Source organism: Vibrio sp. 1562, from assembly GCF_033340155.1.
Classification (GTDB): Bacteria; Pseudomonadota; Gammaproteobacteria; order Enterobacterales; family Vibrionaceae; genus Vibrio; species Vibrio alginolyticus.
On sequence record NZ_JAWOVY010000008.1, the window covers coordinates 183,485 to 196,250 of the forward strand.

At 43.1% G+C, this 12,766-nt stretch carries 9 protein-coding genes; 3 read left to right on the forward strand and 6 right to left on the reverse strand.

From position 1 onward, the window contains the following. The first annotated feature begins 108 nt into the window (after positions 1-108). On the forward strand, positions 109-1,626 hold the full coding sequence (locus R7Z49_RS11105; RefSeq protein ID WP_005377761.1) for an arylsulfatase: 1,518 nt from the start codon (positions 109-111) through the stop codon (positions 1,624-1,626). Positions 1,627-1,733: 107 nt separating this feature from the next. Here the strand turns inward: R7Z49_RS11105 and R7Z49_RS11110 are convergent, their stop codons facing one another. From R7Z49_RS11110 to R7Z49_RS11120, 3 genes are all read right to left on the reverse strand, one after another. After that, positions 1,734-2,732: an HAD family hydrolase gene (locus R7Z49_RS11110; protein WP_054579698.1), complete on the reverse strand. Its 999-nt coding sequence runs from the start codon at positions 2,730-2,732 to the stop codon at positions 1,734-1,736. A 162-nt stretch (positions 2,733-2,894) separates the two neighbouring features. Beyond that, complete coding sequence (locus tag R7Z49_RS11115; protein ID WP_186584297.1) at positions 2,895-3,992, reverse strand: hypothetical protein; 1,098 nt, start codon at positions 3,990-3,992, stop codon at positions 2,895-2,897. Positions 3,993-4,045: 53 nt separating this feature from the next. After that, positions 4,046-5,371, reverse strand: coding sequence for an anaerobic sulfatase maturase (locus R7Z49_RS11120; RefSeq protein ID WP_186584298.1), 1,326 nt, complete (start codon positions 5,369-5,371; stop codon positions 4,046-4,048). Positions 5,372-5,609: 238 nt separating this feature from the next. Between R7Z49_RS11120 and R7Z49_RS11125 the strand changes: the two genes are divergently transcribed. Beyond that, positions 5,610-6,338, forward strand: coding sequence for a formylglycine-generating enzyme family protein (locus R7Z49_RS11125; RefSeq protein ID WP_372009301.1), 729 nt, complete (start codon positions 5,610-5,612; stop codon positions 6,336-6,338). Between the two features lie 46 nt (positions 6,339-6,384). Here the strand turns inward: R7Z49_RS11125 and R7Z49_RS11130 are convergent, their stop codons facing one another. After that, positions 6,385-8,715: a tetratricopeptide repeat protein gene (locus tag R7Z49_RS11130; RefSeq protein ID WP_258490066.1), complete on the reverse strand. Its 2,331-nt coding sequence runs from the start codon at positions 8,713-8,715 to the stop codon at positions 6,385-6,387. Positions 8,716-9,103: 388 nt separating this feature from the next. On the opposite strand from R7Z49_RS11130, the gene R7Z49_RS11135 reads away from it, so the two are divergent. Then, positions 9,104-10,669, forward strand: coding sequence for an arylsulfatase (locus tag R7Z49_RS11135; protein ID WP_318111659.1), 1,566 nt, complete (start codon positions 9,104-9,106; stop codon positions 10,667-10,669). Between the two features lie 188 nt (positions 10,670-10,857). Here R7Z49_RS11135 and R7Z49_RS11140 read toward each other — a convergent pair whose 3' ends face one another. Both R7Z49_RS11140 and R7Z49_RS11145 read right to left on the reverse strand, forming a co-directional pair. After that, positions 10,858-12,279: an aspartate kinase gene (locus R7Z49_RS11140; RefSeq protein ID WP_017820940.1), complete on the reverse strand. Its 1,422-nt coding sequence runs from the start codon at positions 12,277-12,279 to the stop codon at positions 10,858-10,860. Between the two features lie 86 nt (positions 12,280-12,365). Beyond that, entirely contained in the window at positions 12,366-12,752 is a 387-nt protein-coding gene (locus tag R7Z49_RS11145; protein WP_005377769.1) for an ectoine synthase, read from the reverse strand. Positions 12,753-12,766 lie beyond the last annotated feature (14 nt).

The window sequence follows — 12,766 nt, forward strand, 5'->3', positions numbered from 1 at the left end:
ACTGACTACATTGTCTCATTTGGTGTCATCTCACTCGACTTCGCCATGATGAACACAATTAGTAACGTTATATAACGATAATGGATTCATTTATCGCGGAGGATTTTCATGCGAAACTCGATTAAAAAGGTAATGGCATTGGTCGGTACATTAGCTGCGTCCACAGCCTTTGCTGCCGATAAGCCCAACATCCTTGTGTTCTGGGGTGACGATGTAGGTGTATACAACATTAGTGCATATCACAATGGTATGATGGGAGGGAAGACTCCTAACATTGATAAAATCGCCAATGAAGGTGCCATTTTCACAGACGCTTACGCACAACAGAGTTGTACTGCCGGACGAGCCTCATTTATTCTGGGTCAACATCCGTTTCGTACCGGTCTATTGACTATTGGTATGCCCGGCGCAAAAGAGGGTATTCAATCGAAAGATCCTACTATCGCAGAGTTACTTAAAAATCACGGCTATGTGTCTGGTCAGTTTGGTAAAAACCACCTTGGTGATCAAGATGAGCACCTACCAACTAACCATGGGTTTGATGAGTTCTTTGGTAACCTATACCATTTAAACGCGGAAGAAGAGCCTGAGTCTGAGTTTTATCCAAAAGATCCAGAGTTTCGTAAAAAATTCGGACCTCGAGGCGTGTTGAAGGCGACTGCGGATGGCAAAATCGAGGACACAGGTCCCCTTACTCGTAAGCGTATGGAAAACGTAGACCGAGAGTTCATGGATGCTAGCTTGGCCTTTATGGAAAAAGCAGTAAAAGAAGACAAACCATTCTTTATTTGGCATAACTCAACCCGTATGCACGTCTGGACACATTTGAGTGAAGAATATCAAGGGAAGTCAGGTTACGGCTTATACGCCGATGGCATGATGGACCTAGATGATCAAGTAGGTGTCATGCTTGATAAACTTGAAGAGCTAGGCGTAGCAGATAACACCATTGTTGTTTTTAGTACTGATAATGGCGCTGAGAAATTTACCTGGCCAGATGGTGGTACTACACCGTTCAAGGGCGAAAAAGGTACGACTTGGGAAGGCGGATTCCGCGTTCCGATGATGGTACGCTGGCCTGGAAACATTAAACCAGGAACGGTTATCAACGATATCTTTTCACAAGAAGACTGGATGCCAACTCTACTCGCAGCTGTGGGCGAACCTGATGTGAAAGAAAAACTATTGAAGGGTCATAAAGCAGCGGGCAAAACCTTTAAAGCACATTTAGATGGCTACAACCAACTTGATCTGCTGACTGGTAAAGCTGATGAAGGCGCACGCAAAGAAATCTTTTACTTCGATGCTGGTGGTAATTTAAACGCCGTTCGTTATAAAGACTGGAAGATCCACTTCAGTATTATGGAGGGTGCCATTAATGAGGCATACCGCAAAACACCTAGTTGGCCTTTGATTGTAAACCTTCGTATGGATCCATTTGAGGTCGGTCCAGATGCAGCACTTTACGTCAGACATTTTTACGCTGATCAAATGTGGATGTTCGTTCCTGCTCAAGCTATCGTGCGTAAGTTCCTAGAGACATTTAAGGAGTTCCCTGCAACGAAAGGTAGCTCGTTAAGTATTGAAAAAGTGGTAGAAACAATGACACAGCAACCTAGAAACTAGACCCTAGGTATCGAAGCTATTGTGGAATTAACTAAGGCCTCAATTGTGAGGCCTTTTATTTCGTTGCAATTGTTTGGTTGCAGCAAGTTATGGTCAAACAAAGATTATCATTTAGTGCTCTCTTTAAACACTTGATTCCAATCTTGTTTCATATCGACAAATAGCCAACCTTGCTCTTCACCTACTTTAAACGATTTATCTAACTTACCAACATGCGAATCTTTATCATACGCCCATTCACGCTTGTCATCCGTGTGATGGATAATCGCAGAAAATCTTGGACCTGAACCTGCTTTCGTCCACTCTAACATCTGTAAATCACCATCAGAATTACCAAACGCCATTACCGGACGTTTGCCAATGAAGTTTTGAATCGTCACAGGCTTTACTGCTTTGTCATTGACAAAGTCTATTTCCGGCATGCGTTGGATGGTAGGTTTTCCATCAACACTTTGATATTCCGCCTTTAACGTCGTTCCCACGATGTTTTGCGTTGGAATGCCGTATACTTCCGGCGCCCAAACGCGCATAAATTCAATTCCGCCTCCAGAAACGATGTAGGTCTGATAGTCGTTCGCTCTTAAATAGTCGAGCAGTTCGAGCATAGGTTGATAGACCATTTCAGTGTATGGTCTACCCGTTGTTGGATGGACAGCCGTTTTCAACCATTCCTTAACTTCTTGATGAAACTGTTCAGTAGACATTCCAGAATGGGTTGCCATAACAAGCTTCATTACACCTTCGAGTCCTTGTTTACCAATCCCCTCCATGTCACCTTTTAATGCGGAAGCAAAGGGTTCGGTTGTCTTCCAATCAGGATGCTCAGAGGCCATTTCTTTTACTCTATCGATCGCAAAAAACAACTGTAGATAAACAGGCTTTTCTGCCCAAAGTGTTCCATCATTATCAAACGTCGCGATTCGTTGGCTTTCAGGAACATAGGAATCCGAACCTTGGGTCGTTGTTTTCGTAACAAACGCCACAATAGCTTGCTTAGCGTCAGTGTTGTTCCATGACGGAAGTGGATCTTGCATATCAGCAGCAACAGCGTAACTAGACAGAGCAAAACCTGTTGCTAAGACAATCGCCTTTAACTTTATAGCCATCTTAATTCCTTATATTGAGGTGCTAGGTGCGAATCCAATCAAAAGTATAGTTCAATTGAAACAGGCGCATATTGAACTGAAATATGCAACGGCTACCAAAAAGTGACAATGTCACCAATCTAGTCCACTATTTTATTAAAATAGAAACATGGAATTTAACGATTAGAGTTTAAATTCATTGGCTTCAACTGATGTAGGGGCACTTTTACGTCCCTTTTTCTGATTGAGCTCTTCAATAACATAGTCGGGAGCGACCTTCGTTAGCTCTGTTAAACAGTCATCCGTTTTAGGGTTGCCGTATCTAACATAGATGTCACACACGGCATACAATTGTTCTGGAGCACCGGATATCAAATACGCTTGCTCAAAAGCGTTGACAGACTTCTTCAAGTCTAACTCTTCTTGCAGAACACCATTTAAGTACCAAAAGTAACTGTTCGTCTTTGCCATCGTCGCAGCTTTGTCTATTTCAAACGCCGCTTCTTTCTTTTTGTCTAATCTAACCAAAGCGAGAGATTTAGAATAATGCAGCGAGGCATCTTCTGAATTTAGCTTGATACCCTCGTCAAGCACGTTGATAGCTTTTTGGTCTAGCTGTTGCGCTCGGAAGTTGTCTGCGTAGCTTAACCAAACTTGAGGGTTGTTTGGCTCAAGCTTAGTTAACTCTGGGTATATCAGCGCCGCTTTATCCCAATCACGATGCCAACGGTAAACGTCTGCAAGTAATAACTTGGAAACATTATCGTTCTTACTGGACAAGTGTGCTGTCAGCTCTGAAACAGGCCCTTCAAGTGACTGCTGTTGCTCTGAACTCAAATTGGCGTAATCTCGAACGAGGTTAATCGCTGCTGTAATTCGCACCATGGCGGCGTCATCACTCAATAATGGTGAAATCAAACGCCAACGGTGCTCAATCATATATGGCTGTGCTCCCACAATCGCAGCTTCGCGAATACCTGCATCTTCATCCTGCAACCCACGCGCAACTGCAACCAATGCATTTTGGCTTGGATAGTTGGCTAACTCACGTAAAGCATCAATACGTTTTTCTGAAGACAACTTTTTATTTTGCGAATCATAAGACAGCTTTTCGACTCGTTGCGCCGGTGTCATTTTCGCTTCTTGTGGAGTGACAACCGTTGTCGGCGATACTTGATCTGGGTCTAGCAATGTTGTTTCTTGTGCCACTGCTGCTTGACTCGCAGCAATGCCGATCGAGATCACGAGTAATGATTTAGAGAGCAGCTTAATTTTTTGCATTCAATAACCTATATTCTTTCATTTCCGGGCCTGTAGCAGGCGTAGTGACTATCTTAAAACTTCGTTTCAAACACAGTCTGTGTTTGAGTAGCTTGCTGGCGTAGAATCTGTTCACTGTATTTACCGTGAACAACTGGGTTACCTGTCGCTCGTAAGATGTACGCCATCGACTGATCAACATGGGTAAAAAACTTCTTCCAACCCGCGCAGAGATAATTAAGACCAGGCTCACCTTGCCTAGTACGGATAAAACGGTTTTTGGGACATTCTCCAAAACATGCAAATTGATAATCACATTGAAGGCACTGTTGGGGCAGCGTACGACTTTTAGCAAACCCAAATTTCTGCTGCTCAGAGCTATAAGCGAGCGTATCGAGCTTTTCGTGATGAATGTTTCCAACCTTATATTCTGGGTACACGTAATGATCACACGCAAACACATCACCATTAGGCTCCATTGCTAAGCCCTTCCCGCAGATTTCACCTAACGTACACAGTGGGTTTTTTCTGCCCATCCAGGTTTCGATACTGGCTTCAAAGTACTGCACAAACACGTTGCCGATATCGTGTAAAACCCATTCATTGAAAATCGCGATCAGAAAATTTCCCCATGCTTCATCCGCAACGCAAAAAGGCTCAACAACGGCATCTTTATGACCTGGGATCAACCGTTTATCTCCTTGCTTTAGTTGCTCGTTTGGCTCCCAAGTTTGAGGGGCGGTTGTTCTGAATGTTTTCTGCTCAACTATTGGAATAAACTGCATTTGAGGGGAGCGTACTTCATCTCGCAAGAATCGGTACACTTCAAGTGGGTTACGGCTGGTCAAGTTGTTAACACAAGTGAGCGTAGCAAACTTTACTTCGTGCTTATGTAATAGTTCAACCGCATTCATGACTTGCCGGAATGTGCCTCTACCAGCTCGGTTTGTTCGATAAGCGTTATGCATCATTTCTGGACCATCAATGCTTAAACCGACGAGAAAGTTTTTCGCCTTTAAAAACTCACACCATTCATCGTTAAGCAGTGTGCCATTAGTCTGGAGATCATTGGAGATCGTAATGCCATCGGGACGGTATTTATTCTGTAGCTCAACAATTGTCTTGAAATAATCCAAACCTAGCATTGTCGGCTCACCACCCTGCCAAGAGAAAATAATTTCAGGTGTATTTTGTCCCGCTATATATTGACGGATATAGGTCTCTAGCGTTTCCTCATCCATGACTGGTGAGCAGCCTGGCTTGTACTCAAGTAAATCTTGTTTGCTTAGGTAATAACAATAGGTGCAATCGATATTGCACACTGCACCGATAGGTTTCGCCATGACATGTAATCGCTTGGATGCTTTTCCATTGAACTGCGGACCTTGAGTTATGTGCATTCATCACCTTCTTAGTTGCTAGCCTGTGCCCAACGGCGTTAAGACTAATCATTAAGTTAATCGCCTAGTGTGATGATAATGTTCAATTATTCGTGGCGCTTGTTATAGTGTGTATAACTGTTTTTCATAGACTTGCCTGATAAAATTCTTTGATCATAAATGTTGATGGAGCTCCCCTATGAAGCATTCCAAAAGTAATACTCTTTACCTTGGTGCCGCTATTTCGATTTCGCTAATTATGACTGGATGTGCAACAACACAACCTAGCCCTCTTGCTCAAAAAATCGATCAAGATATGGTTCTTATTGAAGGTGGACAATTTATGATGGGCTCGGATAATCCATCAGCAAATAAATCCGAGCACCCGGCTCGCACCGTTCGCGTGGATGATTTCTATTTGGCAAAATTTGAGGTAACCCAAGAGTTATTCGAATCGGTTACAGGCTCTTCTCTGAGTTATTTTAGAAACCCAAATACGCCCGTGAATAACATTAGCTGGCAACAAGCCAATTATTTTATAAAGAAATTGAATGAAAAAACGGGAGAGCACTATCGTTTACCCACCGAAGCAGAATGGGAGTTTGCAGCGAAAGGGGGGAATCTAAGTCAAGGATTCACTTACGCGGGGTCTGATGATATTAACGACGTTGCCTGGTATGCCAGTAACTCAAACAATAAGGCACACAAGGTAGGTCAGAAAAAACCGAATGAGCTTGGCTTATACGATATGACGGGTAATGTTGGTGAGTTTGTTATTGATGCGTTTGATGAAGGCTATTACAAATCAGCACCAAGTGATAATCCGGTAAACGCAAAAGATGAAAAAGAAAGCCTTGCACACAAGTCTGTACGAGGTGGTAGCTTTGCCTATAATGCTGACGAATCCGAAAACTATCGTCGCGATTTTGCTAGCCAGTCAGTCATCATGTCCGACATGGGGCTGAGATTAGCGAAAGACGCTGATTAAACTAAGCAAGAAAAAAGTGGAGCGATAAAAGCTCCACTTTTGGTAATTAGCTCCTATTGACCCCGACAATAGAGGCTTTAAGCTGATCAATAGCTTGTTTAGGTGCATATTGACTAAGCTCTTGTATGCACCTATCGAAAGCAAAAGCGACAGCACCTTTTTTATGATTTCTCGCTAGAACCTCGCATTGAGCATACAAGTGCTGTGGATTGCCACCGACTTCAAATGCTGTTTGCAACGCTTTACTGGCTTCTAGAACATCGCTTTTTTCTAGAGCTAGACCGTACACGTACCAATAATGAGCATTAGTTTCACCAATTTCTGCGGCGCGTCTAAGTAGCTTTTTCGCATCATCAGCTTTGCCTTGACGCAACAAAGAAAGACCTGCGCTGTATGGTAACGTGCTGGATTTAGGTTGAGCTTTCATCCCTTGTTGTAGCACCGTGAGCGCAGCTTCTTCTTTACCTAGGTGACGATACAAATCTGCTAGGTTAACGTAGCTATTTTCGAAATAGGGTTCGATGCTGATCGCTTGTTTATACAGCTCGGCCGCTTTGTCGATTTCACCTAAGCTGCGGTACACATTCGCCAAATTGGTTCTTCCGAAACCACGATCGGCATTAAACTCTTGAATTTCCATGTACTCTTCTAAGGGCAATTTAATGATATCTTTTTGTAAAGGGGTCATTTGTTCGTAGTTCGCTACCAGCACCGAGGCAGCTTCCGCTCTCACTGAAAGCACCGGGTCACCAAGCAATGGCTCTAGAATCCGCCACCGATCATGAAATTCATAACCAGACGAGCCTGAAATTGCCCCTAATCGAACCATTTCATTCTCATTCTTAACGGCCCTAGCCAAAGATACTGTTGTATTTTGGTCAGTGTTGCCCCCCATTCTCTCCAGGGCTGAGGCGCGAATAATGTCTTTTAAAGACGAATCCTGAGCAGAGTATGCCAACGCATTTGCTGCTTCTTGATGACCAATTGAATCCGCATAAAATGCGACAGCAAAATGTTGTTGATTACGATACTTCGAATTCGGGTACCATTCTGCTATCTGTTCATCGGCCCATTGATTGCTTTTATCTTCATGGCATGACATGCAAACATTGGGCGTTCCAATGTGTTTGCTCAAATCCGGTCGTGGAATATGCCAACTGTGGTCTCTACGAGGATCGACTTGCATGTAAGTCGTTTCTGGCATGTGACAAGCCGTACATTGCGATGCTTCAGATCCAGCCTTATGAAAGGTATGCTTTTCAGGTGTATATTCCGATGCAATATGGCATTGCGAACATACTGCCTCTTCTGGGATCGTTAACTCTGCCGTGTGTGGATCATGGCAATTAGTGCACGTGACCCCCTTCTCCGCCATTTCAGATTGAAGAAACGAACCATAAACATAATCTTCGTCGTAAATCTGTCCATCATGATAGTAGAGTTCAGGTGTTATAAGACTTAAGCGATATTTATCAAAAAAAGAACCTTTAACATGATCACCTGTTTCATTTAACTGGGTTCGGCGACTATGGCATTGAGCGCATGTTTGCACTTGATTGGTTGCTTCAATTGATTTCGGCTGTAACGTACTATGGCCTTCCTCAAACACCCAATCCGACACTGCTTTAGACAAATTTCGATCAAAGCCATAATGGCTGTCATGCTCAAAAGAAGTGCCAGCATTTTTGTATTTCTTGGCCAGTTCTATGTGCTGACTAGCGGGACCATGGCATGCTTCGCATCCCACATTAATCTCTGACCATGAGCTGTTGTAAGTGTTTTTGTCAGCGTCGTAATTCTTCTTTAGGTTCGTTGAATGGCAATCAGCACACATGAAGTTCCAATTTTGCCCGGTATTGGTCCAATAGAATTCATCCGTTGTTGTCGTTTCTGGATAAAGATGAAACCAACGCTGTCCCCCTTCAACTTTAGCTCTTGTGTCCCAAGCAAAAGGAATAAGCTGCACGCGGCCATCTTCAAACTCGACCATGTACTGCTGTAGTGGCTCCCAGCCAAATGTATAGCTGATCTTATAGTCATGCCATTGCCCGTCAGAGCCTTGAATGTTGACCCAATATTCGCCGCCTTTTTTAAAAAACCGATTAGGCATTCCTTTGTGCGTTACAACATGGTTATCAAAATCACCACGTACAGAGGTTGTACTTGCATGCTTCATGGCCATATCGTGATGTGACCCCTTCCAAGCCTCCACCTCGTTTTGGTGGCACTCTGCACAAGCTTGTGTGCCAGCATATTCTGGATTTAAGCCTGAAGGAATATTTGGTTTCTCTGTGAATAACTCTTGAGAAAAAGCCATAAAACTGACAACAACGTTGACCAGCAATAAAATGCGAAACCGGCCTGCCCACTGACTCATAGATATCCTTATATTTATAATGTACAACCTAAATCAATATAGACACTAAATCACTGGTTATACAAATAATTACAAGCAATACATAACGACTTTAGTATTGCTTTAGGACCGTAAAACAAGCGAGCATCCTATTGTTTTTCATTTCCATCCCCTCTTCTACTACGCAATAAAAATAAGGCTCTTCAGTGATCTAAATCTACTTTACGAATCTCTACAAACTAACAGGACAATCCTATTTCTTCTTAATTAACAAATAGTTACCACCCAACAATAACTTATGGTTATATCGAGTATAAGAGGATTTTTCTATATACATCATTAACTTATGCAGCAACTAAGCATAAGGCTCACTTGTGCTTATCTTTACTCTCAACAATCTGGAGTTTTTATGGCAAATCAATTGAGCAAAATCGCTGTAGGCGCAGGACTGTTAGCGGCGTCCAGTGCTGCTATGGCAGCCGACAAACCGAATATTCTGGCAATTTTTGGTGACGATATCGGCTACTGGAATATCAGCGCATACAACCAAGGTATGATGAGTTACAAAACGCCAAACATCGACCGTATCGCGAATGAAGGTGCGTTGTTCACAGATCACTACGGACAACAGTCTTGTACTGCTGGTCGCGCGGCCTTTATTACGGGTGAAGAGCCATTTCGTACGGGTTTGTTAACAATTGGTATGCCAGGCTCTGACCACGGCATACCTGATTGGGCGCCAACCATTGCAGATCTGTTAAAAGAACAAGGTTACATGACGGGTCAATTTGGTAAAAACCACTTAGGTGACCAAGATAAGCACTTACCGACAAAACACGGCTTTGACGAATTCTTCGGTAACTTATATCACCTAAACGCAGAAGAAGAGCCTGAAACTTATTACTACCCTAAAGACCCAGAGTTTCGTAAAAACTATGGCCCTCGTGGTGTCATTAAGTCTTATGCCGACGGTAAGATTGAAGACACTGGCCCGATGACACGAAAACGTATGGAGCACGCAGATGAAGAGTTCCTAGAGAGCTCTTTGGCATTTATGGAAAAAGCAGTTAAGGCGGATAAACCCTTCTTTATTTGGCATAACGCCACTCGTATGCACGTTTGCACTCGCTTGCAGGAAAAATACCAAGGTAAATCAGGTGTAAGCATTTATGCCGATGGTATGCTGGAACACGATGATCATGTAGGTGTTTTACTCGACAAGCTGGATGAGCTAGGTGTTGCAGACAACACTATCGTTATCTACTCAACGGACAACGGCGCAGAAACCATGACTTGGCCAGATGGTGGCGCAACACCATTCCATGGTGAAAAAGGTACAACTTGGGAAGGCGGTATGCGTGTTCCTCAACTGGTTCGTTGGCCAGGCGTCATTAAGCCAGGAACCAAGATCAATGAAATGATGGCACACCAAGACTGGTTGCCTACATTATTGGCAGCTGCTGGCGTACCTGATGTAAAAGAAAAACTGGCAGAAGGCTACAAAGCAAATGGCAAAGAATGGCGTGTGCATTTAGATGGTTACAACTTCATGCCATACTTTGAAGGTAAGGAAGAAAAAGGCCCTCGTGAGTCGCTGCTTTACTTTACGTCTAATGGTGAATTAAACGCTGTCCGCTGGAATGACTGGAAACTTCACTTTGCAACGCTTGAAGGGAACCTAAGTAACGCAGTTCGTTTTGCTCCGAACTGGCCTAAAATCATCCACCTACGCGCTGACCCATTCGAAAAAGGCCCAAGCGAATCACAAATGTACTTGCGTTGGATGGCTGACAACATGTGGCTATTTGTACCTGTACAAGACGTTGTGGGAGAGTTCTTTAAAACACTTCCAGAATACCCAATGCAACGTGGCACAGCGATGAACCCTGCTTCACTAAACTACGACTCTCTAAAAATGCAAGAGAAGCTGCAACAACTAGACAAAGTTGAACAAGAAATCAGCAAGTTTAAGTAAACTAAGTTAACGTTAGTTAATCAGTAACATAAGCCAGCAGACCATTCTGCTGGCTTATGTGTATCGCCACATAGGAACTTACTTAAATCGCCTGTTTAGCCTATACAAAGTGGGCATTGTGAGTACAAACTGAAAAACAAAAAAAGGAGAGCTAACCTGCTCTCCTTTGTATTTTAACCGTGGATAAACTAAGCCACATTAACCGATTTAGCTACACTGCTACTTTGGAAAAACTCATCATGCAATGCGCAAATCGCGTGCTGGTATTCCTTATCACCGACAACAAATTGAACATTTACATTTCTCAATGATGAGTGCAGTGCAACTGGCGTAACGCCATTATTCATCAATGCAAGCACACCTTTCGCCAACGTCTTGTTGGTATCAATTTGAGAACCGATGGCTGAGATAAGCGCGACCATACGACCTTTAATCGAGGCATTCGGATAACGTTTCTCGGCTTTATACAATACTTTGTTTAAGCTATCAGTACTGCCACCTAGATAGTAAGTAATAGAGTTAGCGTTCATCTCTTTACCAACCAAACTTACACGAGCATCGGAGATGATTTCCATCAATTCGTAACTAACGTTATCGGCTTTTCCTACCATTGCTTGGTCAAACAAATGCAGTGCAAATACTTTTTCTTTACCTGCGATGATCTCGACTTTGTCTTCTTCTGGGCGGTAGCTTGAAGAGATCAAAGTACCTTCGTGTTCAGGTTCGAATGTATTTTTAATCTGTAGCTCAATACCACTTTCACGTAAACCCGCAGCGGCATTTGGGTGAATCGCTTCCATGCCAAGGTTAGCAAGTTGGTCTGCTACGTCATAGTTTGTACTACCAATTGGTAATACTTTTTCAGGGCCAACAACGCGTGGGTCTGCTGAGCTCAAGTGGTACTCTTTGTGAATTACTGCTAAATCCGCTTTTGTTATTGCTGCAATTCGGCTAAATGTCATCTCACTATAACCTCGGTCATAAGTGTGCATTAGGCCCTCTTTACAGTAAGCATAACCTGTCACGATTGGCAGTTCTTTTGATACATCGATATCAGCAAACGCGTCACTGATCGACTCATCAAGGCTTCTTGGCGCTTGATTATCCCAACCAGACAGGTCAACGAACTTAGCGTTAATACCCATATTTTTTAGTTTTAGTGCTGTGTTGTAAGCACTATGTGCCTCACCGATAGACGAGAGAAACTCTCGAATTTGAGGCAAGTACTGGCGCAACGAAAATTGACCGTACTGACAGGTTTCTAAAATATTCGCGATACAGTTTTTCGCTTCAGCAATGCGGGAGCGAATGAATTTATCCGCACGGATACGATTCATTGGGTCCGCAAAAATATTTTCATTGGTCAGCAACATACGGCTTTCAACGTACGCTAACGCTTCTTCCCATTTGTCGTCGCGTTTCGCGATAAGCTGATAAACGCCTGGTTTACTGGTTTTTTTACACTCGAGCAGCGCATCGGTCATACCACCGTATGCAGATACGACAAAAATACGATTGTATGGTGTTTTGGGACGAAGAATAATATTGTCGAGAACAGCATCAAATGCTGTCATTGATGTACCGCCGATTTTTTCTACGGTAAATGTCATGATAAGCCTTTTTTGATTGGTAACTTTAAAAAGAAAAAAGAAGAGATAGTAAAGTGTGGGGTGGCAAAGCACCCCACCATCATCTTTTAGTCAACGAGAGGATAAACACCGTTTTCATCGTGCACTTCAGCGCCAGTAATCGGTGGGTTAAACACACACGCCATTACCATTTCTTTATTCTTATAAGCTCTCAAGTAGTGCTCATCGTGTTTATCAAGGATATATAATGTACCTGGTTTGATTGGGTACGTTTCTCCACCTACAACTTCAATCTCACCTTCACCACTCATACAAAACACCGATTCAAGGTGGTTTTGATAGTGAATATGAGTTTCTGTATCTTCATAAATCGTTGTGATGTGGAAAGAGAAACCCATGTTGTCGTCTTTCAACAACATGCGGACACTTTCCCAGTTATCTGAAACAACACGTCGTTCGCTGTTGCGGCATTCATCTAGAGTTCTGACGATCATAATTAAAATCCTTA

Coding starts and splice junctions, on each gene's coding strand:
- R7Z49_RS11145 (WP_005377769.1), bottom strand. CDS start 12,752: ATGATCGTCAGAACTCTAGATGAATGCCGCAACAGCGAACGACGTGTT.
- R7Z49_RS11140 (WP_017820940.1), bottom strand. CDS start 12,279: ATGACATTTACCGTAGAAAAAATCGGCGGTACATCAATGACAGCATTT.
- R7Z49_RS11110 (WP_054579698.1), bottom strand. CDS start 2,732: ATGGCTATAAAGTTAAAGGCGATTGTCTTAGCAACAGGTTTTGCTCTG.
- R7Z49_RS11105 (WP_005377761.1), top strand. CDS start 109: ATGCGAAACTCGATTAAAAAGGTAATGGCATTGGTCGGTACATTAGCT.
- R7Z49_RS11125 (WP_372009301.1), top strand. CDS start 5,610: ATGACTGGATGTGCAACAACACAACCTAGCCCTCTTGCTCAAAAAATC.
- R7Z49_RS11115 (WP_186584297.1), bottom strand. CDS start 3,992: ATGCAAAAAATTAAGCTGCTCTCTAAATCATTACTCGTGATCTCGATC.
- R7Z49_RS11120 (WP_186584298.1), bottom strand. CDS start 5,371: ATGCACATAACTCAAGGTCCGCAGTTCAATGGAAAAGCATCCAAGCGA.
- R7Z49_RS11130 (WP_258490066.1), bottom strand. CDS start 8,715: ATGAGTCAGTGGGCAGGCCGGTTTCGCATTTTATTGCTGGTCAACGTT.
- R7Z49_RS11135 (WP_318111659.1), top strand. CDS start 9,104: ATGGCAAATCAATTGAGCAAAATCGCTGTAGGCGCAGGACTGTTAGCG.